A 26,588-nucleotide genomic window follows, 5' to 3' on the forward strand; every position below is an offset into this window, starting at 1 on the left:
CGAACATCAAAAAATAATTTTATAATTGTGAGTAAAAAAATTACCATTGCCATTGACGGATTTTCTTCCACAGGAAAGAGCACTTTAGCCAAACAATTGGCCAAACACTTAGGATATGTTTATGTAGATTCGGGTGCGATGTATCGCGCAGTGACTTATTTTGCGATGCAAAATGGTTGTATTGGCGATGAGTTTTTCGACAAAGAAACTTTAATCAACTCTTTGCCTTTTATCAAATTACATTTCGAGTTCAACTCAGAATTGGGTTTCGCCGAAATGTATTTGAATGATGAGAATGTTGAATCGGCTATCAGAACTATAGAAGTTTCCGGTTTTGTGAGCAAAGTAGCTGAAGTTTCTGAAGTTCGGGCCAAATTGGTCGAACAACAGCAAGAAATGGGCAAAGGAAAAGGGATTGTCATGGACGGTCGCGATATCGGAACCGTTGTTTTTCCGGATGCTGAACTCAAAGTATTCATGACCGCCAGTCCGGAAACGCGCGCACGTCGTCGTTTTGACGAATTACAAGCCAAAGGACAAAACGTTTCATTCGAAGCTGTTTTAAAGAACGTCGAAGAACGCGATTATATTGATACACACAGAGATGATTCTCCTTTAGTCATGGCAGATGGCGCCATTGAAATTGATAATTCTTCGCTAACTCGAGAAGAACAGTTTGAAGAAGTTTTGGCCTTAGTCAATAAAGTTTCGAAATCGTTGTAACTATTTGTTTATCTCAATATAAATAGTAGATTTACGGGTTGTTATTATAAAACCAAAAACCACTATTATGAGTATAAAAAACAGATTAATTGCCATGAACTTCTTTCAGTTCTTTGTTTGGGGTGCGTGGCTTATTACGATTGCCAACTTTTGGTTCGGAACCAAACAATGGGATGGAACACAATTCGGCTTGGTATTCGGTACTATGGGAATTGCTTCTTTGTTCATGCCAACTTTAACCGGAATTATGGCTGACCGTTGGGTTAACGCCGAAAAGCTATACGGCATTCTTCACATATTGTATGCCTTGGTTTTATTTTATCTTCCACAAGTAACTACTCCTGATAATTTTATTTATGTAATGCTTTTGGCAATGTGTTTTTACATGCCGACGATTGCCTTATCCAATTCTATTTCCTATACTGCTTTAAAAAACAGTAAAGACAGTGATGTTGTGAAAGATTTTCCACCGATTAGGGTTTGGGGAACGATTGGTTTTATTGCCGCCATGTGGTTGACTAATTTGTCAGGAAATAAAGCTACAGCTTATCAGTTTTACATTGCCGGTATTGCGGCTATTTTATTAGGATTGTATGCTTTTACGTTGCCAAAATGTAAGCCGCAACACACTAAAGCGGAAAAATCTTCTTTCGTAGAATCTTTAGGATTGGAAGCGTTTAAATTATTTGGAACTTATAAAATGGCATTGTTTTTTATATTCTCTATGTTTTTGGGTGGCGCTTTGCAATTGACCAATGCTTACGGAGATGTCTTTTTAGATGAGTTTAAAAATGTTCCTGAATATGCCGATTCATTTGTGGTTAAATATTCAACCATCATCATGTCTATTTCTCAAGTTTCGGAGACTTTATTTATTTTAGCCATTCCGTTTTTCTTAAAACGATTCGGAATCAAGCAAGTGATGTTAATCTCGATGTTTGCTTGGGTTTTGCGTTTCGGATTATTCGCTTATGGCAATCCAACTGATGGGTTATGGATGATTATCATGTCATGTATTGTTTACGGAATGGCGTTTGATTTCTTTAATATCTCCGGTTCTTTATTTGTGGAAACTTCTACAGATGCCAAAATTCGTTCGTCAGCCCAAGGATTGTTTATGATGATGACCAATGGTGTTGGTGCGATATTAGGAAGTTTTACTTCAGGATGGGCGATTGAAAAATTCTTTACTCATGATGGTGCTCGAGATTGGCACAGCATCTGGTTGGCTTTTGCAGTCTATTCATTAGTAATTGCTATTGCTTTTGCTGTGTTGTTCAAACACAAACATGACCCGAATGCGGTAGCGAATGTGAGTCATTAAAAAATACAAGCCTTTCAAAATTGAAAGGCTTTTTTATTGATCAATTAATCCAAATCCATGGGGTTTTCCGGATCTACAAATTCATTTTCGTTTTTAGAAATGACGATGGCAGCGACACCGTTTCCAATGAAATTGGTGATGGCTCGCGCTTCGCTCATGAATTTATCGACGCCTAACAGAAAAGCCAAACCTTCTAACGGGATTTTGTGAATTGCCGTTAAGGTCGAAGCTAAAACAATAAAACCACTTCCGGTTACTCCGGCCGCGCCTTTTGACGTAATCATTAGTAATCCGATTATGGTTAGGATTTCCATAAAGCTTAGCTCAACATTGTACAATTGCGCCAGAAAAATAATCGCCATCGAAAGGTAAATCGCGGTTCCGTCCAAGTTAAACGAATAACCCGTTGGCACTACTAATCCAACTACTGATTTACTACAACCCATTTTTTCGAGTTTATTCATTAAATTGGGCAAAGCCGGTTCCGAAGAGGAAGTGCCAAGGACAATCAATAATTCGGCTTTTAAGTATTTGATAAAATCCCAGATACTTATTTTGTAGTAACGAAGAATACTTCCAAGGATGACAAATATAAAAATTGCCATCGTGACATAAACGGTCAGCATCAATTTCCCTAAGGGAATTAAAGTATGCAATCCAAATTTTCCAACGGTATAAGCCATACCGCCAAAAGCACCTAGCGGAGCGAGATACATCACAATTTTTAAAGCTTTGAAAACATATTTTGAAACGATGTATAAAACATCAACCACTTTTTGTCTTTTGCTGTAATAATTTAATAAAATGCCACAAATGATGGCAACGACCAAAACTTGAAGCGTAAAGTTGTTCAGGAAAAACTCGAGCCAATTGAATTCAGCAGACGTGGCGGAAGTATATTTGCTCGCATCCTGAATGTCTAAACCCGATTTGTCAATTTTTCCGGGTTGGATGATATAGGCGGCAACGACACCAATGGCTAAAGCCAAAGTGGTTACGATTTCAAAATAGATTAATGCTTTGATGCCGATACGCCCGACTTTTTTTAAATCGCCTATACCGGCGATTCCTAAAACGATGGTTAAGAAGATGATTGGTCCGATAAAAATTTTGACCAATTGGATAAACGAATCCCCTACGATTTTCATTTCTTGTCCGGTTTGAGGTTGGAAATGACCGAGTAACACACCGAAAACTATAGCGATTAAAACCCAAAACGTAAGATTGGTTGCGATGGTGAATAAGATGGATTCCTTCTTTGGCGTGTCGTTTAGCATAGGTTTTGTAATTGGATTACAAGATACCATTTATTATTATTTAGACCTAACCCGTTTTTAAAACCTGTTAGGTCTTTTTTGTTGCCAAGAATACCAGACCAATCCTCATCTAGCCCTGATTGTAGTGGCACGAAGTAGAACGGAAAGCAGGAATTGCATCACCTGATAATTCCCAAGCCTTTCGCTCCTGAATAAAATACTTTTTTTAAGCAGCTTTTCTGTAGTTAATTGTTTTGTAATTAAGAAATTATGTTTACTTTTGCAGACCTTTTGGCGGAGTAGAGTTTCCATTAGGGTTCAACAATTTATATCTAACACTGTTGTGTTGTCTATCGCATTAAGAAACTCAAGAAGCACAGCATACAAATTTTTTATCAGCATGTCTGAATTAAACAAAGAACAACAAGCGTTTTTAAACGAATTTAACTGGCACAATTACGCAGAAGGAATTGATGCAGTAGATCAGAAAAACTTACAAGAGTTTGAAGATTTAGTAACTAAAACTTTCATTTCTACGGATCAAGAAGAAGTAGTAGAAGGTGTGGTAGTTAGAATCACTGACAGAGACGCCATCGTTGACATTAACGCGAAATCAGAAGGAGTTATCTCTTTAAATGAGTTCCGTTACAACCCGGCTTTAAAAGTGGGTGACAAAGTTGAAGTATTAATTGACGTTCGTGAGGACAAAACAGGTCAATTGGTATTATCACACAGAAAAGCAAGAACTATCAAATCATGGGATAGAGTGATTGCTGCCAATGAAACAGGAGAAATCGTTAACGGTTTCGTAAAATGTAGAACTAAAGGTGGTATGATCGTTGACGTTTTCGGTATCGAAGCGTTTTTACCGGGATCACAAATTGATGTGAAACCAATCCGTGACTATGATGTATACGTAAACAAAATGATGGAATTCAAAGTGGTAAAAATTAACCACGAATTCAAAAACGTTGTTGTTTCACACAAAGCGCTTATCGAAGCTGACATCGAAGTTCAGAAAAAAGAAATCATTGGTCAATTAGAAAAAGGACAAGTATTAGAAGGTGTTGTTAAAAACATTACTTCTTATGGTGTGTTTATTGATTTAGGTGGTGTTGATGGATTAATCCACATTACTGACCTTTCTTGGTCAAGAATCAATCACCCAAGTGAAGTATTGGAATTAGACCAAAAATTAAACGTGGTTATCCTTGATTTCGATGATGAGAAAACAAGAATCCAATTAGGTTTAAAACAATTAAACGCTCATCCATGGGATGCTTTAGACTCTAAATTAACTATTGGAGATAAAGTAAAAGGTAAAGTAGTAGTAATCGCTGATTACGGTGCATTTATCGAAGTGGCTGAAGGCGTTGAAGGTTTAATCCACGTTTCTGAAATGTCTTGGTCAACTCACTTGAGAAGTGCTCAGGATTTCGTTAAAGTTGGTGATGTAGTTGAAGCCGTTATCTTGACTCTTGATAGAGATGATAGAAAAATGTCTTTAGGTATCAAACAAATGACACAAGATCCATGGACAGATATCACGTCTAAATATCCTGTAGGTTCTAAACACACAGGTATCGTTAGAAACTTTACTAACTTCGGTATATTCGTTGAGTTAGAAGAAGGAATCGACGGTTTAGTGTATATCTCTGATTTATCTTGGACTAAGAAAATCAAACATCCATCAGAGTTTGTGAACGTAGGTGATCAATTAGAGGTAGTAGTATTAGAATTAGATGTTGACGGTCGTAAGTTATCTTTAGGTCACAAACAAACTACTGCTAATCCTTGGGACAAACATGAAGATGCTTTCGCTGTTGGAACTATCCACAACGGAACTATCGCTGAGATTGTTGACAAAGGTGCTACTGTAGATTTCGGAGATGATGTTGTTGCGTTTATTCCAACACGTCACTTAGAAAAAGAAGATGGTAAGAAATTGAAAAAAGGTGATGAAGCAGAATTCAAAGTAATTGAGTTCAACAAAGAATTCAAAAGAGTTGTAGCTTCACACACTGCTATTTTCAGAGAAGAAGAAGAGAAAAACGTTAAAGCGGTTGCTGAATCAGTAGCTTCTAATAACAATGCTCCTGCTTCAACTCTTGGAGATAACAATGACATTCTTGCCGGATTAAAAGCAAAAATGGAAAAGAACGAGAAAAAGAAATAATTCTTGTTTTTGAATAATAGAAAGCCTCGAGAAATCGGGGCTTTTTTTGTTTATATGCATCACGTAGAGACGCGATTAATCGCGTCTCTAATTTAATAGAAAATTTCTTGTTTCAAAATGAGATTGCAATACAAAATTTGCAACAACAACTGTTTCAAATTTATTTTAGAAAAAGAAAATGAAACACTTTGGCAGCGTTTTTGTTGGAATCGATAAAAAGGTAAGCCAATGGAAAAGCGCGATAATATTAGGGAGTTGTTAGGTATCACCCAATTGGAGATGGCCATGTTGTTAAAAATTAGCAGAGCTCAGTGGTCTATGTATGAATCCGGTAAAAGGAGTTTGCCAACAGCGGCCTTGATCTTACTCGGCAACATAAAAATGCAACTTATGAATTCGGAAGCCCGAGATTTCAAAGCTTTGCCATCAGTTATTCATCAGGAAAATGAAAAAAGAAAAGTACTGGAAGCTTTGTTAAAAGAAAATCAATACCAGTTATTAACGGTAACCCGAAAAATAGCAGCAAGCAGCAAAAAGTATGAAGCTCATATAAGGATGTTGCAGTTGACAGACTTTTTAGCTTCCTCGCAGGAGATTACTGAACCAATGATAAACACCTTAAAGGCAATAGAAACAACAGCCAAAAAAGGGATAGATAAAACCGGATTGCCTTTATTAAAGTTCCGGATACATCAGGCTATTTTGGAAAAGGAAGCATTAGTGCTCAAAGCTGCTTTGGATGAAATATAATTTTAAATAACACGAAATTGGAACCCTTGATTTTTTATTTAAAATGGGTTTTCACTCAGAGCATTTTTATCATTAAACTCCTGAATCATTAGTATTCTTCCATAATAAGGATCGTTGAAAAATATTCTTCCGGTGCAATGGGTGTTTTTTGATTTGGGTTTGTATTTTATACTCCATACCATATTTTGCGGGTTTGACAAATATTGTAGGTATTCATCGCCATCAGATATTTCATCAATATTTACCTGAAAGTTGTTATGAGTGTAGATACTCAGCGAGACTGAATCATTTTCATTTTTTTTGACAATCTTAAAATAATTACTGCCAAGAACACAATGCGTTGATTGTCTTAATGAGGCTATTACTCTTTTTCTATGGACCACGTTTAGCAAATTGACATACAAGTTGTTTTTAAGAACCTCCAAATCATCTGATTGGATAGCTTTTATCTTTTCGTCAATCTTTAGTTCATAGCCAAGCCCTTTTATCGTTTCAAAAGTATGGTCGTAATTAGCTATTGATTTTAGCTTATTAATTGCGGCAAAACTGCTGTCAATCGTTTGATAATATTCTTCATCAAAATGAGCCGGATCATCTTCTCTCTGCTGTTCTAATTCAAGTTTGTATTCTTCTAACTGAACGCTATAATACTTATTGTTTTGTACAAGCAAATCTTGTATTGTTTTTTCTTTAGTATCATCACAACCAACAACAATAAGTAATATGAAAACCGCAATTATATTTTTCATAAGGAAAGGATTAAAGTTTAAATGTATAAAAAATGCCCGAATTTCTTCGAGCATTTCTATTTATATGTAACACGTAGAGACGCGATTAATCGCGTCTCTACGATTAATCACGTCTCTACGAATAATCACGTCTCTACGAATAATCACGTCTCTACAATTAATCACGTCTCTACGAATAATATTTATCTCAAACTCGCACCCAATTCATTTTCCATATTCTTCTGCAACTTGTTCATGATTTTGTCAATTTGCTCGTCGGTTAAGGTTTTGGAATTGTCTTGTAAAGTGAAACTCACCGCATATGATTTTTTGCCTTCCGGTAGGTTTTTACCTTGGTAAACATCGAATAAATTAATGTCTTTTAAAAGTGATTTCTCTGTTTGACGCGCAATGTTATAAATCGCATCAAAAGCTACTGATTCGTCTACTAAAAGCGCTAAATCTCTGCGTACTTCAGGATATTTCGGAATGTCAGTAAATTTAATTTTGCTGCCGATAAGTTTTAAAATTAAGTTCCAATTGAAATCAGCAAAGAACACTTCTTGTTTGATATCAAAATGTTTCAAAATCGATTTCTTTACTGTACCAAATTCCACCAAAGTATCATTACCCGAAGCGATTGCCAAGCCTTCAGCAAATACATCAGAGGTTACCGGTTTGTTTTGTACTTTGGTAATGCCCAATCGGTCTAAAACTGAAGTAACATAACCTTTGAATAAAAAGAAATCCGAAGGTTTTTGAGCATTGGTCCAACTTTCTTCATTTCGGTTTCCTGAAACGAATAACGTCAAGTGCTTTGGTTCGTTATAGCCGTTAAGTTCTTTATGATAAGTTTTCCCTAATTCGAATAATTTCAAATCACCATTTCTGCGGTTAATGTTATACGAAACAGCTTCTAAACCCGAGAATAACATCGACTGACGCATCGCCGACAAGTCATTGCTCAACGGATTCAACATCATTACGTTGTACTCTTCTTTCAGCATTTCGGACAAACCAACATAATCCGGCGTAGTCAAGGAATTCGCCATCATTTCGTGGAAACCTAGACCGTTCAACTGTGCGGCGATGATATTCTGTACTTTATAATCTTCTGTTCGTGCCGAATTGGAAACCGTAGCATTCAACTTTTTGGTAAAATTGATGTTATTGTAACCATAAACACGTAGAATTTCCTCAATTACATCGACTTCACGTTGCACATCCACACGGTAAGACGGAATAATTAATCCCAAACCGGCATCGGAAACGCTGTTGACTTTGATGTCCAATGATGCCAAGATTTTCTTGATGGTTTCTTTAGGTAATTCTTGCCCAATTAATTTTGACGTTTTATCAAAATTTAAAAGAACCGGGAAGTCTTCAATCTTTTTTGGGTAAAAATCTACAATGTCCGAAGTGATTTCGCCACCGGCTACTTCTTTAATCAAAAGTGCGGCACGTTTCAATGCAAATTCGGTAATATTCGGGTCGATTCCTCTTTCAAAACGGAAAGAAGCATCGGTATTCAAAGCATGTCTTTTTGCTGATTTACGAATAGAAACCGGATTGAAATAGGCGCTTTCCAAGAAAATAGAATTGGTAGTCTCTGAAACGCCTGACCCTTTTCCTCCAAAAACTCCGGCGATGCACAATGGTCCTTTTTCGTCACAAATCATCAAATCTTCTTCGTGTAACGTTCTTTCAACGTCGTCTAAAGTGGTAAATTTTGTGCCGGCAACCGCAGTTTGCACCACAATTTTTCCATTGATTTTCGCAGCATCAAAAGCGTGAAGCGGTTGACCTAAATCGTGTAAAATATAATTGGTAACGTCAACGATGTTATTTTTTGGTGTAAGTCCAATCGCTTTCAAACGATTTTGCAACCATTCCGGTGAAGGTTTTACGGTCAAGCCTGAAAGCGTAACACCGCAATATCTTGGTGCCAACTTGCTGTCTTTAACATCAACGTCTATTTTTAAAGTTCGTTTGTCAATTCTGAAAGTACTTACCGAAGGTGTAATCAACTCGATGTTGCTGTTTTTTTGTAACAGACTGGCACGCAAATCACGCGCTACGCCATAATGTGACATCGCATCGGCACGGTTGGGTGTTAAACCAATTTCGAACACTTCGTCATTTTCTATATTGAATACTTTGGCACAAGGCGTTCCCGGTTTTAAATTGGCGTCCAAAACCATAATCCCGTCATGACTTGTTCCTAAACCAAGTTCGTCTTCGGCACAAATCATTCCGTGACTTTCTTGTCCGCGGATTTTTCCTTTTTTGATTTCAAATTCAACGCCTGCTGCGTCAAACAATTTGGTTCCGATAGTCGCTACCGGTACTTTTTGACCAGCCGCTACATTCGCAGCACCGCATACAATTTGCACCGGAGAACCTTCGCCTAAATCAACGGTAGTAATTTTTAATCGGTCAGCATCGGGATGTTTTTCGCAAGTCAGGACGTGACCAACGACAACGCCTTCTAATCCGCCGCGAACCGATTGGTATTTTTCAACCACTTCCACTTCCAAACCTAAATCGGTTAAGATGGCTGCGGTTTCTTCTGATTTTAAATCTATTTTAATGAATTGTTTTAACCAATTGTAAGAGATTCTCATGTATTGTACTTTAAGGGTGCAAATATAGTTATTGCTGATGAGAGATAAAACAAAATTGTGTCGTTTATCGATGATTGTTGGGTAATATTTTCAATTAGAAGCATCGCATTTTCTTATTTAAGAAAACCTCCTCCCGCTATCCGCGCTACACGGTAGCTAGCTCCACACGAGCGAAGCGACTGCCGAAGGAATCGGGGCTAATGAAAACGTTTGGCTTTTCAAAATAAATCGCAATTGAAACATACAATGGTTACAGTATTTCTTCTATGTGTCGTTTGATGTTTTCCGCGATTTTACCCGTTGGTAAGTCGTTGGCATCAGTACCAAAAGGATCTTCAATTTCTTCGGCAATTAACTCTAAACTTGCTAAAACATAAAAAATAAAAACCACGACAGGAATCACATAATAACCCAAACTAAATACGTAACCAAAAGGTAATGTCATTACGTAAAAGAAAATAAACTTCTTGATAAAAGCGCTGTAAGAGTAGGGAATAGGCGTGTTTTTGATACGTTCACAAGCACCGCAAACATCAGTAAACGATTGTAACTCGGAGTTCAAAATAATCAATTGGTCACCGGAAATTTTACCCGATTGGTGTAAGTCGTGTATCTTTTTAAACAATACTTGTGCTACTTGATTCGGTTTGTGCTTTTCGTGATTGATTTTTAATTCAACATCTTCAAAAAGAATTTGGCCGACTTCTTCATTACTCAAATGTTTGGATAAAATGGAAGCATAAGTCGGAATCAAAAAGCGCAAGTACCTTTTATCGTGCTCGTCGTTCAACATAGCCGAAAGTTTGATGGCTAAGTTTCGACTGTTGTTTACCAATGAACCCCAAAGTTTTCGGCCTTCCCACCAACGGTCGTAAGCAGTATTCGTGCGATAAGCCAATAATAAAGAAATTACAAAACCTAACATGCCATGCATGATGGAGATGTTTTTGACATGACTTTCTTGGGACAATTTCCAATATTCGACTTCCAAATAGCAAATTCCGGCAGAATACAATCCAATGAAAATCATCATCGGAAATAATTGTCGGAAAGTATCGGCTTTGTGGAATCTGAAAATAAAAGTAATCCAGTCTTTTGGGTTGTATTTTACCATTTTGATATCGAAATTTGAGACCAAAAATACATTAAAAACTCAAACTTCCTGCTAATTCTTTTAAGGTGATTTCGTGAATTTTAGTCAAATACATCGCATTGCTGTAACGTACTTTGGCATCCAAAAAATTCTGTTGGGCTGTTCTGAATTCGATAGGCGTAATGGTTCCGATTTTGAATTTAGACAACGTAATGTCTAAGTTTTGCTCGGCTATCTCTAAGTTTTTGGCTTCTACTTTGCTAAGTTCTAAATTGGTTTCATAACTCGCAAACGCCGAATTCAATTGACTTTCCAAACTTCTTTTTTGTTGTTCCAACGTAACGTTGGCGCTTTCCAATTGTACTTTGGCAATTTTTTCATTTCGGTTTTGGAGGCTACCATTGAAGATAGGAACCGAAGCATTGATGCCGTAAACCAAACCTCTACCCGAAGATTGCGTAACAAAACCCAACGAAGCTTCCGAACGCGTAAAATTGTAACCTGAAGTAATCCTAACTGTCGGATAACGACCGGCTTTGACTTGCTTGAGTTGTTGTTCTGCGATATTTTTGTTCAATAGTTGCGCTTGTAGTTGTGGGTTTTGTTGGTCAGCAGATGACTTGAGTTCGTCATATTTGAGTTGCTCATCAACAGTAATTTCATCGGTTACTATGAAATCGGTTTGTACATCGCGGGCTAGAATTTCATTCAAACGAATTTTAGCAGTTTTGATTAATTCAATTTGCTTGAGACGTAAGCTTTTGTCAGCATTGAGGTCAACTTGTGCGTTTAGGACTTCTAATTTTGCCGCTTTACCAATGCTGTAACGGTTTTGAGCCGTATTCACTCTTTCTTCTGAAATCACAATTGCAGTATCAATCGCAGCCAATTGTTGTTGCTGTTGTACCAAGTCGAAATAGTTTAGATACACATCACTGATTCTGGTCAGGATAGCCAATTTCAATTCGGCTTCGCCTTGCTTTTGTAAAATGTTCAATTGCTCTTTTCGAGCAAACATTCTCATGCCGTCAAAAACCGTCCAATCTAAGCCAATACCATAAGTTAAATTTAAATTTCGAGCACCATCCAAAGTTCTCTCCGAACCATCAGATTGGGTTTGTGTGGTATTTAAAATACTGTTGTTGTTTACCACAGTGGCGCTAACGGTAGGCAACATTCCGGCATTTCCGATGGTATTGTTGAGTTCGTCAATTTTTAAGTCGTTTTTGGACAACTTAATTTCATAGTTGTTTTCCAAAGCTATTTTAACGGCATCTTCCAGTTTTAATAACTCTTGTGATTGTATTTTTGGCACAAAAACCAACAACAATAAGATGATATATAATGAATTGAATTTCATAGTTTTTACTTTTAACTTGCGTTCTGTTGGGCTTTCAGCCTCGAGTCTAAAGCTTCTAAATTGTCAAATTCCGGTCGGTGTTTCTTTGCTTTCGACCACATTAAATAGAACGCCGGAATTACGAATAAAGTCAGAATCAAGGAGAAAACAGTTCCGCCAACAATCACAACACCCATTCCAATTCTACTCGTTGAAGCGGCACCAAGAGATAAAGCAATTGGTAACGCGCCTAAAGCAATAGCTAAACTAGTCATCAAAATAGGACGCAAACGCGCTTCAGAAGCTTGAATAATAGCATCGTATTTAGGCAAACCTTGTTCTCGCAATTTATTGGCAAATTCGACGATCAGAATTCCGTTCTTCGTGACGAGTCCAATTAACATTACAGTTCCGATTTGGCTAAAGATATTCCAAGTTTGGCCAAACAACCAAAGTGATAACAATGCTCCTGCAACCGCCATTGGCACCGTTAAAATAATAATAAACGGATCGATAAAGCTCTCGAATTGCGCTGCCAAAATCAAATAAATTAACAATAAGGCTAACCCAAAAGCAAATAAGGTATTCGAACTACTTTCTACAAAGTCACGAGATTCTCCGCCTAAGTCGGTTGTAAAACTATTATCTAAGACTTTGGCTTTGATTTCATCCATCGCTTCAATTCCGTCAACCATACTTTTTCCCGGTGCTAAACCTGCGGAAACGGTTGCTGACATATAGCGATTGTTATGATACAATTGCGGTGGATTACTTTGTTCATCGACTTTTACGACATTGTCTAACTGAATCAATTCGCCTAAATTATTTTTGACAAACATTGAAGTTAAATCCAACGGTTCATCTCGGTCTTTTTCGTCAAATTGTCCAATGACTTGGTATTGTTTACCGTTTCTCATAAAGTAACCAAAACGTTGTCCACTTAACGATAATTGCAATGTTTGCGCCACATCCAAAACGGAAATGCCTAAACTTTCTGCTTTTTCTCTGTCGATAGTTACATTGATTTCGGGTTTATTGAATTTCAGGTTTACATCTACATTGGAGAAAGTCTCATTTTTATTGGCTTCTTCCATAAACAGCGGAATCTTTTCACGCAATTGTTCAAAGTTGGGCGCCTGAATAATATATTGTATAGGCAAACCGCCACGACGGTTTACAGAAATGGTAGGTTGTTCTGAAACGGTTACTTTGGCTTGGGAATATTTTTTAGTCCATTTGGTGAAATCATCGGCAATTTCTTTTTGCGAACGCTCACGATCTTCAGGATCATTTAGTGCTAATCGAACTCTTCCTGCATTTACTGAGGAAGACAAGAAACCGGGAGAAGTAATGACTAAGGCTATTTTTTTCTCAGGAATACTGTCGTTGATTAAGTTGGACATATCCTGCATAAAACGATCGGTGTAATCATAAGTTGATCCTTCCGGTGTGGTTACACCGACAACGACCAGATTTCGGTCATCATAAGGTGCGGTTTCTTTTGGTAAAATAGAAAAGAATAGCGCAATGAGTCCAAGACAGACAATTACAATGGGAAAGCTCAACCATTTTTTTTGCATAAAGCTTTCCAAAGCCGAGGCATATCCTTTGTTTAAACCTTCAAAATAAGGTTCGGTAAAAGTGTAGAACTTGGTTTTCTTTTGTTCGCCGCCTTTCATCAAATACGCGTTCAACATTGGCGTAAGCGTTAACGAAACAAAAGCAGAAATTAACACTGCTGCGCCAATGACGACGCCAAACTCTCGGAACAATCGACCGACAAAACCTTCTAAGAAGATGATTGGTAAAAATACGGCCGCTAAAGTGATGGAAATAGAAATCACCGCAAAGAAAATCTCATTCGAGCCTTTGATTGCTGCTTCTATGGGCGACATGCCTTCTTCGACTTTTTTAAAGATATTTTCGGTGACTACAATTCCGTCGTCAACCACTAATCCGGTAGCTAAAACGATGGCTAATAAGGTTAACACATTTATCGAAAAACCACACAAATACATGATGAAAAAAGTAGCAATCAAGGAAACCGGAATATCAATTAACGGACGGAAAGCGATGGACCAATCACGGAAAAATAAAAAGATTATCAAGATTACCAAAATGATAGAAATCAAAAGGGTTTCGGCTACTTCAATAACAGATTTTTTGATAAATAGCGTATTGTCTAAAGCAACATTAATTTGAATGTCTTTAGGCAAATCTTTTTTGAAAAGGTCGAATTGTTTGTAAAATTCTTCAGCTATATCTAAGTAATTGGTTCCCGGTTGCGGAATAACGGCCAAAGCAACCATCGGTTGGTCGTTGGCTTTCAGCTGGGTTTCAATATTCTCCGGACCTAATTCGGCTCGACCAATGTCACTCAAACGAACAGTTTTATCTCCATTGGCAATAATAATGATATTGTTGAATTCGGTTTCATTCGACAAGTTCCCCATGGTTTTAACCATCAACTCGGTGTTGGCACCGGTTAATTTTCCCGAGGGTAATTCGACATTTTGTTTTTCCAAAGCGGCTCTGACTTCCGAAACGGTAATGCCGTAAGAACTCAATTTTACAGGATCAATCCAAATGCGCATTGAGTATCTTTTTTGTCCCCAAATTTGAACGCTACTCACACCGGGAATCGTTTGCAAACGTTCGGCGATTACATTTTCGGCATAATCGCTCAATTCCAATACGTTTTTGGTATCGCTTTGAACCGTCATTGAAATAATCGCTTCAGAATCGGCATCTGCCTTAGAAACTACCGGCGGCGCATCAATATCTTGCGGCAAACTTCTAATCGCTTGCGATACTTTATCACGAACATCATTGGCCGCTTCTTCCAGGTTTTTCTCTAACTTAAATTCGATGGTGATATTACTGGAACCTTGGTTACTCGAAGAAGTGATATTTCGAATTCCGTCGATGGAATTGATGGCTTTTTCTAAAGGTTCGGTGATTTGCGATTCGATAATTTCGGCATTCGCACCGGTGTAATTGGTACGTACCGAAATTTGCGCCGGATCAATTGAAGGAAATTCTCTTACGCCCAAATAGCTGTAACCGATAATTCCGAAAAGAACAATGGTCAGGTTAATTACAATCGTAAAAACCGGTCGTTTGATACTTAAAGTGGATAAACTCATAATTATTTAAGTTTTACTTTAATGTCTGCTTCCTCTTTTAAGGACATTACACCGGAAGTCAGTACCGTATCACCGATTTTCAGCCCTGAAGTAACAACAACATCTTTATCGGTTCGGGTTAAGGTTGTAATTTTTATTTCTTTCGCCTTACCGTTGTTGGCAATAAACACTTTTTTACCATCTTGAATCGGAACAATCGCTTCCGTTGGAATGATGATAGCATCTTTGATGTTTTTTAAAGGCAATTCGATATTCGCAAAAGTTCCGGGCAATAATTTTCCGTTAGAATTGTCTGTCAATGCTCTGATTTGCAATGTTCTTGTAGTGGCTTCAATGGCAGGTTCCAAAGCGTAAATCTTGGCAGTGAATTTGTCGGTTACATTTGGCACCGTGAAAGTGATTACAGCATTTTTATTGATTTCTGTAGCGTATTTTTCAGGAATAGAGAACGTGATTTTTAATGGATTAGTACTAACTAATTTGGCTATCAAAGTCGCCGGCGTGACATAAGTTCCCGGAGAAATACTTCTCAAACCAATCTTTCCGGAAAATGGTGCTCTTACCGTGGTTTTACCAATTTGTGCTTGTATCAATTGGGTTTGTGCTTTAGCGGTTCTGAAATCGGCACTGGCGATGTCGTATTCTTCTTGGCTGATGGCTTCTTTTTGTAGCAGTAATTTGGCTCTTCGTTCGTTTTCTGAAGACAAACTTTCTCTGGTTTTGGCTTGAGCCAATTGCGCTCTGAGTTCTATATCATTGACTTTAAATAAGACTTGCCCTTTGCTGACATTGCTGCCTTCTGTGAAAGAAATGGTTTCTACAATTCCGGAAACTTCACTTCTGATTTCAATTTGCTCATTGGCTTCAATAGAACCGGAAAGCGAAATGGTATTGGAAAAATCTTGACCTTTAACAACAAACGCACTAACCCCAATAGGCGGTTTTTTATCATTTTTGTCTTTTCCTTTTTCGGCTTTGTTCTTGGTGATTCTGTATACAATCATTCCTCCGAGAGCAATGACTAAAATGGCGATGACAATATTTTTTACTTTCATTGAAATTCTTCGTCTTAATTAGATGATAGTTGTTCATGCAAATCTAATTCTTACCAATGAAAACGGCGGTACACTTAGTTTTTATTTAACACTTGTAGGTACAAATATCTTTAACTGATATAATTCCAGATATTTTTCTTTTTAGTGAGTTCAATAAAGACCGCTCGAAGACTTTGGTGTTCGGGTAAAGTCATTGAAGCATCTTTTTTCAGAAGTTTTAAGGCTTCGTGTCGTGCCAAAAGCAAAATGTCTTTGTCTTTGACCAAATCGGCAATTTGCAAATTCAACACACCACTTTGTTGTTTGCCCATAATATCGCCCGGACCGCGGAGTTTTAAATCGACTTCGGCAATTTCAAAACCATCGTTGGTTTTTACCATAGTCTCTAAGCGAATTTTACTATCGCTCGACAATTTGAAAGAAGTCATTAAAATGCAATAACTTTGTTCGGCACCACGACCAACGCGACCGCGAAGCTGATGTAATTGTGACAAGCCAAAACGTTCGGCGCTTTCAATAATCATGACACTGGCATTCGGAATATTGACCCCAACTTCAATCACAGTAGTCGCCACCATAATATTGGTTTTGCCTTCTGCGAAGCGTTTCATTTCGGCATCTTTATCAGCAGGTTTCATTTTGCCGTGAACGATGGAAATACTGTATTGTGGTAAAGGAAAATCTCTCGAAATGCTTTCGTAGCCATCCATCAAATCTTTGTAATCCATTGTTTCACTTTCTTTAATCAAAGGATAAACGATGTAGATTTGGCGGCCTTTTGCAATTTCGTCTTTAATAAACTTCCACACTTTCAAACGGTTGCTGTCATATCGATGTACGGTTTGGATTGGTTTTCTTCCCGGTGGCAATTCGTCGATGACAGAAATATCCAAATCGCCATACAAACTCATCGCCAGTGTTCTCGGAATAGGCGTAGCAGTCATCACCAAAACATGTGGTGGAATGTCGTTTTTTTGCCAAAGTTTGGAACGTTGTTCTACTCCAAAACGATGTTGCTCGTCAATAATCGCCAAACCCAAATTATTAAATTTTACTTTGTCTTCGAGTAAAGCGTGAGTTCCAATAAGTATATGAAGACTACCATTTTCCAACGCTTCGTGAATGATTTTCCGTTCCGCAGTTTTGGTTGAACCGGTGAGTATTTTGATATTGATGTTAAGATCTTTAGCCAATTCGGTTAAGCCGTTGTAATGTTGGTTGGCCAAAATTTCCGTTGGCGCCATCAAGCAACTTTGGAAACCATTATCCAACGCAATCAACATCGCCATTAAAGCAACAATCGTTTTTCCCGAACCAACATCGCCTTGTAATAATCGGTTCATTTGTGCATTTGTGCCCATGTCGTTTCGAATTTCTTTAAGCACTTTTTTCTGCGCATTCGTCAACTCAAACGGCAAATGGTTTTGGTAGAAATTATTGAAATTGTCACCAACAATCGTAAACGGATGTCCTTTAATCTTATGCTTGCGAACCAGGTTTTTGGTAATCAATTGCAATTGGATAAAAAACAATTCTTCAAATTTCAATCGGAATTGCGCTTTCGCCAAAAGTTCGGGACTTTTAGGGAAATGAATGTTGAATAACGCTGCGTTTTTCGGAATCAACTTTAGTTCCTCGATTAAATATTGCGGTAGCGTTTCTGAAAATTGGGCTTGGGTTTCCAAAAAAACTTGTTGCATCATTTTATTCACCACGCGATTGGAAATGCCGCGATTGGTCAAAGTTTCGGTTGATGGATAAACCGGTTGCATCGCCGAACGCAAACTTTGTTCGTGTTCGTTGAGCAGTTCCATTTCCGGATGCGCCATGCTGTATTGACCGTTGAAATTGGTTACTTTTCCAAAAATGACATAAGGTGTATTGAGTTTTAACGTATCGCGAATCCATTTGTGACCTTGGAACCAGTTGAGTTCCATTTGACCGGTTTCGTCTACGAAAGAAGCGACTAATCTTTTTTTGGCTTTGCCAAATTCGACGGTTTTAATATTGATAATTTTGCCAATGATTTGTACTTCAGCCGGATTGTTATTCAGTTCGTTAATCTTGTAATAACGCGTTCTGTCAATGTAACGATTCGGGTAAAAATTAAGTAAATCTTCATAGCGGTGAATGCCAATTTCCTTGCGCAACAATTCTCCGCGTTGCGGACCAACGCCTTTGAGGTATTCGATGGGAGTTTGCAGAAGATTATTCATGAAATACTATAGAAGACACTTAAAAAGTATGTACATGCGAATATAGTTTATTTTTTTAGCTTAAATTTCATTTTATATTGATTTGAAATTCTATATTTATTTTTTTTCTGACTTACTATTTTTATGACTAAATACATCTCCGGATTAAATGGTATTAGGGCAATAGCTGTTCTTATGGTAATTATTTGGCATAGATTTCCTGAGGGTCATTTTATGAAAATGATACCTGTTGGCCCTTTTGGGGTTAATATTTTTTTTGTTTTAAGTGGATACTTGATTTCTAGGATTTTATTTGAAGGGGTGTTAAAAATTAAAGCAAAAACGGCAACAAGCTACCAACTTATTAAAAGTTTTGTGATAAGGCGTAGTCTAAGAATATTTCCAATCTATTATATAGTGCTGTTTTTAATGTATTTCACAGATGGGATTATCGGCAATAGTTTTCGGGATAATTTTGCTTGGTATTTCTTTTATGCCAGCAATTATCTAATTTATAATGAAGGAAGATGGTTTGGCTGTTTGGCGCATTTATGGTCACTGGCTGTTGAAGAACAGTTTTATTTGGTTTGGCCCTTTTTGGTATTGGTGTTTTTCAGAAATAGAATTTTAGGACTTTTATTGACAGCCATTTTGGTTGGAACTTTGGCTCCGTTATTTATGGATGGAATTACTTATGTGTTGACCGTTTCGTGTATTAATGCTTTTGGAATTGGCGCCTTATTGGCTTACGTAGAAGTCATTAAACCACAATGGAAATCGGTTTTTATTAAAATAGTATCGGTGCTCGCTGTTGTTTCGGTGATTTTTATTTTTGTGCACTATTTTGTTTACGAGTTCTCAATATTTTTTGACCGCTTTTTGGTGTCTTGTATTGCAGTGGCTATTATTGCCTATTGTCGTTACCATCAAGATAGTTTTTTAGTTACTAAAATTCTTGAAAACAAAATGTTAAGTTTTATTGGTTTAATCAGTTATGGAGTATATTTATATCACAATATAGTACCAAGATACTGGATTGTTGTACTGAATCGATTAGACGTGAAAACGCCTTCAACTTTGGGTAATTTTTCTTATTTAGAATTTTTTATTCAAACTGCTTTCGTTATTTTTATCAGCTATTTGTCTTGGGTTATCATTGAAAAACCCATCTTAAAATGGAAAGATAAATTAACCTAGTTCAAATCGAAACCCTATCGCTATGAAATACTTTTTCTTTCTCTTTTCCTTTATTTCTTTTGCCCAACAAACCCCAAAAGTGGATTTTATCAAATGCAATGCTTCCGTATATCCGGAAATGGAAACTAAAAAAGTGGATGGCGTTGTTACCTATGAATTCAAAGTGATTTCGGCTATTGATTCGATTAGAATTGATGCTGTGAATATGACTTTTAGCACAGTTGAAATTAATGGAAAATCGGTAAAATTTAAAAATAACAACAAAGAGTTAGTGCTGTTCGAAGGTTTTGTAAAAGGCAAAAACAAACTCAAATTTATTTACCAAGCTTTTCCCAAGCAAACCATGTATTTTAATGTCGGAAGCAACCAAATTTGGACACAAGGACAAGGCAAATATACCAGTCATTGGTTGCCGAGTTTTGATGATGTTAATGAGAAATTGGTTTTTAATTTGAATGTTACCTATGATGAGAATTATAATGTATTGGTGAATGGCATTTTAAAGGAAACTTTTCCGGATAAAGACAAAAAAATATGGCTTTACGAAATGCAAAAACCAATGAGTTCCTATTTATTGGCAATGGTCATCGGTGATTTCAGAAATAAAGTCATTGCTTCCAAATCGGGTATTCCGTTGCAGTTTTTTATCCAGCCGAAAGACACAGCCAAGTTTGAGTCAACTTATCGCCATTCGAAGAAAATGTTTGATTATTTGGAGAAAGAAATTGGTTTTAAATATCCTTGGCAAATCTACAAGCAAATCCCGGTAGAAGATTTTCTTTACGCGGGAATGGAGAATACAAGTTGTACCATTTTTGCGCAAGATTTCGTCGTAGATGATATTGGTTTCAACGATAGAAATTATGTGAATGTCAACGCACATGAGTTGGCACACCAGTGGTTTGGCGATTTGGTTACGGCAAAATCAGGGAAAGACCATTGGTTGCAAGAAGGTTTTGCGACTTATTATGCTTTGTTGGCAGAACGCGAAGTTTTTGGCGATGATTATTTTTACCATCAATTGTATCGAACTTCCTTGCAATTGAAAAATGCTGCTAAAACCGATACGATTCCGGTGATGAATGAGAAAGCAAGTTCGTTGTCATTTTACCAAAAAGGCGCTTGGGCTTTGCATGTTATTCGCGAAGCTATCGGTCCGAAGTTGTTTCAAAAAGCAGTGAAAACCTATTTGAAAAAGCACCAATTTAAAAATGTAGAAACGGATGATTTCTTAGCCGAAATAAAGAAAGCAGCTCCGGCATTTGACACAGAAGAGTTCAAAAAAGTTTGGCTGGAAGATTATCATTTTCAAACCGATGAAGCCAATGTATTGTTGAGGAAAAATGCTTTTATGCGAACGCTTTTTGAAACCCAACAATTGCGTAAAAAATCTTTGGCAGAAAACAGACAAAAATTCTCGACGTTATTAGAAACCGATGTTTTTTATCCGGTGAAAACGGAGATTTTGTACCAATTAGCAGCCGTTTCATTTGAAGATAAAGCAGCGTTTTTGACTTTGGCTATGCAAACTAATAATGTTAAAGTTCGCCAAGCTGTGGCAGAATTTACTACTGAAATTCCTATAGCGTTTAAATTGCAATACGAGTCATTATTAGACGATGCTTCTTATGAAACCAAAGAAATTGCTTTTATGAATTTATGGAAAAATTTTCCGGAAAGTCGAGCAACTTATTTGGCGAAAGCCCAAAACTGGATAGGCGGAAACGACAAGAGTTTGCGAATACTGTTTTTGACATTCTCGATTTTATCTGATGAAAAAGAAAGTGCTGAAAAAACAAGTTATTATAATGAATTAGTCGATTATACTTCGGCCAAATATGAAAGTTCAGTACGCCAAAATGCTATCAGCAATATGTTGTCCATAAATATTAAAGATACAGCAGTTTTAAAAAGCTTGGTCAATGCGACAACGCATCACAAATGGCAGTTCAGCAAGTTTGGACGTGATAAGATTCGGCAGTTAATGAAAGATGAAACTATTCGTGGATTGTTTGAGTCGTTATTGCCAACATTACCCGAAACCGATAAAAGCCAATTGCAAAAACTGTTAAACGAAAAACCATGAGAGCCTTAGTGATTTCGGGTGGTGGAAGTAAAGGTGCATTTGCAGGCGGCGTTGCGCAATATTTAATGCAGGAAAACGGTTGTGAATATGATATTCTAATTGGCAGTTCGACCGGAAGTTTGTTGATTCCGCATTTGGCTTTAGGTGAAGTCGATAAGATTTACAATATCTATTCTAATGTCAATATGCGCAGTATTTTTGACATCAGTCCGTTTGTAGTCAAAAACAAAAATACGCCCAATGAAATGGTTTCCATCAACCACTGGAACGTTTTGAAACAGTTTTTAAAAGGCAGAAGAACTTTTGGTGAAAGCCATAAACTTTTGGAATATATTAAAGAAAATTTCACTAGAGAAGAGTTTGTTTTACTTAAATCAACAGCCTGTGAAGTAGTGGTTACTGTGACCAATCTTTCCAAAAATGAAGTCGAATACAAATCGATTAAGGATTACGATTACGATGAGTTTTGCGAATGGATTTGGATTTCCTGTAATTACATTCCGTTCATGAGCTTGGTGACCAAAAACGGATATGAATATGGCGATGGCGGATTTTCGAGTTTGGTTCCGATTCGGGAAGCTATTAACCGCGGTGCCACTGAAGTCGATGTTGTAATCTTAGAGACCGAAGTCCAAGTTCGTACCAAAAAAATTGGCAGAAATCCTTTTTCCTTGATGATTGATTTGTTTCAAACGCTTTTGACACAAGTAGAAAAGCACGACATTACCATTGGAAAACTGGCGGCCAAAAATAAAGAGGCCAAACTCAATTTATACTATACACCAACACAACTCACGGACAACGCTTTGATTTTTAACAAAGACAAGATGAAGGGTTGGTGGCACAAAGGCTATCAATACGCTAAAAATAAGAGCGAATTGATGAGTGATAATTTGCAGTAACACATTTCTGTTGAAAATAATCTTACTTTTAAATCGTTTTTTTGTAACTATTTTATTATTTTTATTTAATAAATAGTAAGATATGTTGGTAAAAGTCTTTGGAAGTGCCGTCTTTGGTGTTGAAGCAACCACTATAACGGTGGAAGTCAATATTGATAAAGGTGTTGGTTATCATTTGGTTGGTTTGCCTGATAACGCTATCAAAGAAAGCAGTTATCGCATTGCCGCTGCACTAAAAAACAACGGTTATAGTTTACCGGTAAAGAAAATCATTATCAATATGGCACCAGCCGATTTACGGAAAGAGGGTTCGGCATACGACTTGACTTTGGCCATCGGTATTTTGGCAGCGACCAACCAAATCAAAGCAGATGAAGTTGATCAATACGTCATTATGGGTGAATTGTCGCTTGATGGCGGTTTACAACCGATAAAAGGTGCTTTGTCTATTGCAATTAAAGCCAAAGAAGAAGGATTTAGAGGTTTTTTTCTACCGATACAAAATGTAAAAGAAGCGGCAATCGTTACTGGTTTAGATGTTTACGGAGTGGAAAATGTATTGCAAGTCATTGATTTTTTTGAAGGCAAAGGAACTATTGAGCCGACAATTATTAATACACATGACGAATTCAACAAAACTTTAGATTTCCCGGAATTTGATTTTTCTGATGTGAAAGGGCAAGAAAGCATCAAACGGTGTATGGAAATTGCGGCAGCAGGTGGTCATAACATTATTTTGATTGGTCCGCCGGGTTCAGGAAAAACGATGTTGGCCAAAAGATTACCGAGCATTTTACCGCCAATGACAATAAAAGAAGCTTTGGAAACTACCAAAATCCACAGCGTTGCCGGTAAAATAAAAGATGCCGGATTGATGAACCAAAGACCTTTCCGGAGTCCGCATCACACGGCAAGCTCGGTTTCTTTGGTTGGCGGCGGCAGTTACCCGCAACCGGGCGAAATTTCCTTAGCACACAATGGTGTTTTATTTTTGGATGAATTGCCGGAATTCAAACGAGAAGTTTTGGAAGTCATGCGCCAACCTTTAGAAGACCGTGAAGTGACGATTTCGAGAGCCAAATTTACGATTACTTATCCATCATCATTTATGTTGGTAGCGAGTATGAATCCGAGTCCGGGCGGTTATTTCAATGATCCCGATGCGCCTGTTAGTTCGTCACCAGCGGAAATGCAACGGTATTTAAGCAAGATTTCCGGACCATTGTTAGATAGAATTGACATTCACATTGAAGTCACACCGGTGCCTTTTGAAAAACTTACGGAAACGCGACCGGCTGAAAGTAGTGTGTTGATTCGGGAGCGTGTGACGAAAGCCAGAGAAATTCAATCACAACGTTTTGTGGCATTGGACAACATTCATTACAATGCGCAAATGACCACGAAGCAAATTAGAACTTGGTGTGTTTTGGATGCCGTTTCGTTACAGCTTTTGAAAACTGCGATGGAAAGATTGAATTTTTCCGCCAGAGCGTATGACAGAATCCTAAAAGTAGCGCGAACGATAGCCGATTTGGAGCAGGCTGAAGTTGTTAGTTCCAATCATATTGCGGAAGCGATTCAGTATAGGAGTTTGGATAGAGAAGGTTGGTTGGGATGATTTCATGATTTGAATTTATAATACCGCGCGCCAACCAAAACCGGATTTTCTTTCTCAATCGAATCCAAATAAAACTCAGTTGTAGGAGCAATAACGGAGTTTTTTAATTCTTTTTTATGGAGCTTTTCATAAGTTGGGAAATCAATGGCTATAGCTTGTTCCAAAGTTTCGAAAAGTTTTACTTTTTCAATTGCCGATTGCCATTCAGGGGAAACTTCCGCTTCAAAGACTTTTGATTTGGAACCACTTCCGTAGGCTATGAATCCGAATCTTTTATTCGTCAAATCTGATTTTTGTTGGAAATGATAACATAAGGTTGATAACAATCCTAAGAAAATAGAACCGGTGTAAATATTACCAATTTGACCCGAGGCAATTTCGGAAGGCAAAATCTTATCGTTTACTAAAGCTAAATATTCTGCGCTTTTGGCTAAAGCTTTGATTTTATCTTTAGTCGTTTCTCCGATTTGAGCTTCTAATAACTCCTGATTTTCTTTGGCAAAAATTTCGATAAATGTTCTTCTGCCTTGAAAACAATAGGGAAGATGCATTAAAATGTTTGCCCAGTTTTCATAGATTTTCCCACTTTGGTTGCTTTCGGATTTGTAATGTTCGTAGGCTTCAGAAATTCGGTTAATATAACATTGATTTGAATATTGTCCGTCGAAAACTGGTTGCTCTTTGTAAATGGTAATTTCGCTTTCTAAAACACCATTCCAGTCGGGATTATTTTCTAATTGTAAATTCTCAAGTTTATTGACCGTTCGTCGGGGTTTAAAGAAATCGAATACGCCTTGGGTTGAAACGCCAACTTCATTTGAGAAACTTAAAATTTTCGGTTCAGCAGTGATTAACATCGCAATAGCGCCGGCACCTTGGGTATATTCTCCGGTTGAATTTAAGTCGTATTTAGCATTGTCGGAAGCAATTACCATCGCTTTTTTTGTTGGATTTAACCGAATGTAATCGAGGCAATTTTGCAACGCGTCAATCGCACCGATGCAGGCAAAAGTCAAATCGACTACATCACAGTTTCGGAAACTGCCTTCGCCTAAGACATTTTCTAAATTTGACAAAACATAAGAAGCCACCGGTTTTGAACTATCGATGCCGCTTTCGGTTCCAACGTAAATTCGGTTGATTTCTTTTGGACTCAAATCCTCTTGTCGAATAAGCTTTAAAGCCGCATTTGACGCCATGGTTACCACATCCTGATGAACATCGAGGAAACTCATTTTGTGCAAACCCAAACCTTTAACAAGCTTGTCGGCTTCAATGTTCCTGTTTTCGGCTAAAGTGGTTATGGGAAGGTATATTTGCGGAATATCAAATGCGATGCTATCGATGCCTGCTTTCATTTATTTTCGATTTTTGATTTGTAAAATTAAAAAAGACAACTTCAAAATGAATTGAAATTGTCTTTAAAATTAGGGTATCAAACACGATTTATGATTAATTCAAAAAAGAGGACTTTAAATTTTTGAATTGTGATTTTTGCTAAAAATAACTGATTTTTTTAATCCAAAAGTGCTGAGAACGTATCGCCTTGTTTAATGTCGCCTGAGTTATAGCCTTTTTTGAACCAATACATGCGTTGTTCAGACGTTCCGTGAGTGAAACTATCAGGTTTGACTTGACCTTGCATTTTGCTTTGAATAGCATCGTCACCAACGGCATGAGCTGCACTCAAAGCTTCTTCAATATCGCCTTCTTCTAAAAGGTTTTTATTGTAATGTGCCCAAACGCCTGCATAAAAATCGGCTTGTAATTCTAGGCAAACGGATAATTTATTGGCTTCGGTTTCGCTTTTGTTTTGTTGCAATTGTCTCACTTTTCCTGAAGTTCCCATGATGGTCTGCAAATGGTGACCCATTTCATGAGCAATCACATAAGCAATGGCAAAATCGCCACCTTCTGCTCCAAATCGGGTTTTTAGTTCTTCGAAGAAACGCAAATCCATATAGATTTTTTTGTCTCCCGGACAATAAAAAGGTCCCGAAGCTGAGGTGGCACTACCGCAAGCAGTGTTTACACCATCATCAAATATCACCATTCCGGGTTCTTCAAAGTCCATATTATTTTCTTGGAAGATTTTGGACCAAGTTTCATTGTTGTACACAAAACACGCCTTTGAAAATTCACCAAGTTCTTTTTCTTCTGCTGATAATTCTCGGGTTTTTGTCCCTTCTGTCTGCGTTTGTGTTCCTTGGGTTTGTTCTATTATATTGCCTATCGTTTGTCCGGTTTCGCCGCCAAACATGTTAAGTAACAAAACTATAATTCCTATAACGCCACCACCTAAAAGTGCTTTTCCGCCACCTGACATACCTCTTCGGTCTTCAAAATTGCCGCTCTCTTTTTTTTGCCATTTCATGA

Annotated in this window: 18 protein-coding genes; 8 read left to right on the top strand and 10 right to left on the bottom strand. The window is 37.5% G+C overall.

The features are described 5' to 3' along the window. The first annotated feature begins 27 nt into the window (after positions 1–27). Together cmk and C8C84_RS08475 are read left to right on the top strand one after the other, a co-directional pair. Positions 28–723, top strand: a complete 696-nt coding sequence (gene cmk, locus C8C84_RS08470; protein WP_121313118.1) for a (d)CMP kinase — start codon at positions 28–30, stop codon at positions 721–723. 67 nt (positions 724–790) lie between these two features. After that, on the top strand, positions 791–2,047 hold the full coding sequence (locus tag C8C84_RS08475) for a nucleoside permease (protein ID WP_121313119.1): 1,257 nt from the start codon (positions 791–793) through the stop codon (positions 2,045–2,047). A gap of 44 nt (positions 2,048–2,091) precedes the next feature. Here the strand turns inward: C8C84_RS08475 and C8C84_RS08480 are convergent, their stop codons facing one another. Continuing rightward, a complete protein-coding gene (locus C8C84_RS08480; protein WP_304465958.1) occupies positions 2,092–3,354 on the bottom strand; it encodes a cation:dicarboxylate symporter family transporter in 1,263 nt (420 codons plus the stop codon). A 349-nt stretch (positions 3,355–3,703) separates the two neighbouring features. On the opposite strand from C8C84_RS08480, the gene rpsA reads away from it, so the two are divergent. Together rpsA and C8C84_RS08490 are read left to right on the top strand one after the other, a co-directional pair. Continuing rightward, positions 3,704–5,479: a 30S ribosomal protein S1 gene (gene rpsA / locus C8C84_RS08485; protein WP_121313120.1), complete on the top strand. Its 1,776-nt coding sequence runs from the start codon at positions 3,704–3,706 to the stop codon at positions 5,477–5,479. A 228-nt stretch (positions 5,480–5,707) separates the two neighbouring features. Continuing rightward, the gene (locus C8C84_RS08490) at positions 5,708–6,229 is read left to right on the top strand and encodes a helix-turn-helix domain-containing protein (RefSeq protein ID WP_121313121.1); all 522 of its coding nucleotides are present in this window, start codon (positions 5,708–5,710) and stop codon (positions 6,227–6,229) included. 38 nt (positions 6,230–6,267) lie between these two features. On the opposite strand, the gene C8C84_RS08495 is transcribed toward C8C84_RS08490, so the two are convergent. The 7 genes from C8C84_RS08495 to recG form a co-directional block, all read right to left on the bottom strand. Further along, on the bottom strand, positions 6,268–6,978 hold the full coding sequence (locus C8C84_RS08495; RefSeq protein WP_121313122.1) for a hypothetical protein: 711 nt from the start codon (positions 6,976–6,978) through the stop codon (positions 6,268–6,270). A 182-nt stretch (positions 6,979–7,160) separates the two neighbouring features. Then, on the bottom strand, positions 7,161–9,620 hold the full coding sequence (gene pheT / locus C8C84_RS08500; RefSeq protein WP_349680459.1) for a phenylalanine--tRNA ligase subunit beta: 2,460 nt from the start codon (positions 9,618–9,620) through the stop codon (positions 7,161–7,163). Positions 9,621–9,831: 211 nt separating this feature from the next. Next, entirely contained in the window at positions 9,832–10,695 is an 864-nt protein-coding gene (locus tag C8C84_RS08505) for a bestrophin family protein (protein WP_121313124.1), read from the bottom strand. A gap of 31 nt (positions 10,696–10,726) precedes the next feature. Next, positions 10,727–12,034, bottom strand: a complete 1,308-nt coding sequence (locus C8C84_RS08510; protein ID WP_121313125.1) for a TolC family protein — start codon at positions 12,032–12,034, stop codon at positions 10,727–10,729. Positions 12,035–12,045: 11 nt separating this feature from the next. Beyond that, positions 12,046–15,159: an efflux RND transporter permease subunit gene (locus tag C8C84_RS08515; protein WP_121313126.1), complete on the bottom strand. Its 3,114-nt coding sequence runs from the start codon at positions 15,157–15,159 to the stop codon at positions 12,046–12,048. Between the two features lie 2 nt (positions 15,160–15,161). Then, complete coding sequence (locus C8C84_RS08520) at positions 15,162–16,214, bottom strand: efflux RND transporter periplasmic adaptor subunit (RefSeq protein ID WP_121313127.1); 1,053 nt, start codon at positions 16,212–16,214, stop codon at positions 15,162–15,164. A 110-nt stretch (positions 16,215–16,324) separates the two neighbouring features. Next, on the bottom strand, positions 16,325–18,430 hold the full coding sequence (recG, locus tag C8C84_RS08525) for an ATP-dependent DNA helicase RecG (protein ID WP_121313128.1): 2,106 nt from the start codon (positions 18,428–18,430) through the stop codon (positions 16,325–16,327). A 123-nt stretch (positions 18,431–18,553) separates the two neighbouring features. On the opposite strand from recG, the gene C8C84_RS08530 reads away from it, so the two are divergent. The 4 genes from C8C84_RS08530 (at position 18,554) to C8C84_RS08545 (ending at position 24,212) form a co-directional block, all read left to right on the top strand. Beyond that, entirely contained in the window at positions 18,554–19,606 is a 1,053-nt protein-coding gene (locus tag C8C84_RS08530) for an acyltransferase (RefSeq protein WP_121313129.1), read from the top strand. A gap of 22 nt (positions 19,607–19,628) precedes the next feature. Further along, complete coding sequence (locus C8C84_RS08535; RefSeq protein ID WP_121313130.1) at positions 19,629–21,692, top strand: M1 family metallopeptidase; 2,064 nt, start codon at positions 19,629–19,631, stop codon at positions 21,690–21,692. Next, positions 21,689–22,594: a patatin family protein gene (locus tag C8C84_RS08540; protein ID WP_121313131.1), complete on the top strand. Its 906-nt coding sequence runs from the start codon at positions 21,689–21,691 to the stop codon at positions 22,592–22,594. The genes C8C84_RS08535 and C8C84_RS08540 overlap by 4 nt, the downstream gene beginning before the upstream one ends. A gap of 82 nt (positions 22,595–22,676) precedes the next feature. Then, complete coding sequence (locus tag C8C84_RS08545; protein ID WP_121313132.1) at positions 22,677–24,212, top strand: YifB family Mg chelatase-like AAA ATPase; 1,536 nt, start codon at positions 22,677–22,679, stop codon at positions 24,210–24,212. Between the two features lie 2 nt (positions 24,213–24,214). Here C8C84_RS08545 and C8C84_RS08550 read toward each other — a convergent pair whose 3' ends face one another. Both C8C84_RS08550 and C8C84_RS08555 read right to left on the bottom strand, forming a co-directional pair. Then, a complete protein-coding gene (locus tag C8C84_RS08550) occupies positions 24,215–25,570 on the bottom strand; it encodes a hydroxymethylglutaryl-CoA synthase family protein (RefSeq protein WP_121313133.1) in 1,356 nt (451 codons plus the stop codon). A gap of 158 nt (positions 25,571–25,728) precedes the next feature. Then, positions 25,729–26,586, bottom strand: coding sequence for a neutral zinc metallopeptidase (locus C8C84_RS08555; protein WP_121313134.1), 858 nt, complete (start codon positions 26,584–26,586; stop codon positions 25,729–25,731). Positions 26,587–26,588 lie beyond the last annotated feature (2 nt).

Origin of the sequence: Flavobacterium sp. 102 (genome assembly GCF_003634615.1) — a bacterium.
Lineage (GTDB): Bacteria > Bacteroidota > Bacteroidia > Flavobacteriales > Flavobacteriaceae > Flavobacterium.

Excerpts from the sequence above, each read along its gene's own strand:
- C8C84_RS08555 (WP_121313134.1), bottom strand. The coding sequence starts at position 26,586 with ATGAAATGGCAAAAAAAAGAGAGCGGCAATTTTGAAGACCGAAGAGGT.
- C8C84_RS08480 (WP_304465958.1), bottom strand. The coding sequence starts at position 3,354 with ATGGTATCTTGTAATCCAATTACAAAACCTATGCTAAACGACACGCCA.
- C8C84_RS08495 (WP_121313122.1), bottom strand. The coding sequence starts at position 6,978 with ATGAAAAATATAATTGCGGTTTTCATATTACTTATTGTTGTTGGTTGT.
- rpsA (WP_121313120.1), top strand. The coding sequence starts at position 3,704 with ATGTCTGAATTAAACAAAGAACAACAAGCGTTTTTAAACGAATTTAAC.
- C8C84_RS08490 (WP_121313121.1), top strand. The coding sequence starts at position 5,708 with ATGGAAAAGCGCGATAATATTAGGGAGTTGTTAGGTATCACCCAATTG.
- C8C84_RS08540 (WP_121313131.1), top strand. The coding sequence starts at position 21,689 with ATGAGAGCCTTAGTGATTTCGGGTGGTGGAAGTAAAGGTGCATTTGCA.
- C8C84_RS08505 (WP_121313124.1), bottom strand. The coding sequence starts at position 10,695 with ATGGTAAAATACAACCCAAAAGACTGGATTACTTTTATTTTCAGATTC.
- C8C84_RS08550 (WP_121313133.1), bottom strand. The coding sequence starts at position 25,570 with ATGAAAGCAGGCATCGATAGCATCGCATTTGATATTCCGCAAATATAC.
- C8C84_RS08545 (WP_121313132.1), top strand. The coding sequence starts at position 22,677 with ATGTTGGTAAAAGTCTTTGGAAGTGCCGTCTTTGGTGTTGAAGCAACC.
- C8C84_RS08475 (WP_121313119.1), top strand. The coding sequence starts at position 791 with ATGAGTATAAAAAACAGATTAATTGCCATGAACTTCTTTCAGTTCTTT.
- C8C84_RS08515 (WP_121313126.1), bottom strand. The coding sequence starts at position 15,159 with ATGAGTTTATCCACTTTAAGTATCAAACGACCGGTTTTTACGATTGTA.
- C8C84_RS08520 (WP_121313127.1), bottom strand. The coding sequence starts at position 16,214 with ATGAAAGTAAAAAATATTGTCATCGCCATTTTAGTCATTGCTCTCGGA.
- C8C84_RS08535 (WP_121313130.1), top strand. The coding sequence starts at position 19,629 with ATGAAATACTTTTTCTTTCTCTTTTCCTTTATTTCTTTTGCCCAACAA.
- C8C84_RS08530 (WP_121313129.1), top strand. The coding sequence starts at position 18,554 with ATGACTAAATACATCTCCGGATTAAATGGTATTAGGGCAATAGCTGTT.
- recG (WP_121313128.1), bottom strand. The coding sequence starts at position 18,430 with ATGAATAATCTTCTGCAAACTCCCATCGAATACCTCAAAGGCGTTGGT.
- C8C84_RS08510 (WP_121313125.1), bottom strand. The coding sequence starts at position 12,034 with ATGAAATTCAATTCATTATATATCATCTTATTGTTGTTGGTTTTTGTG.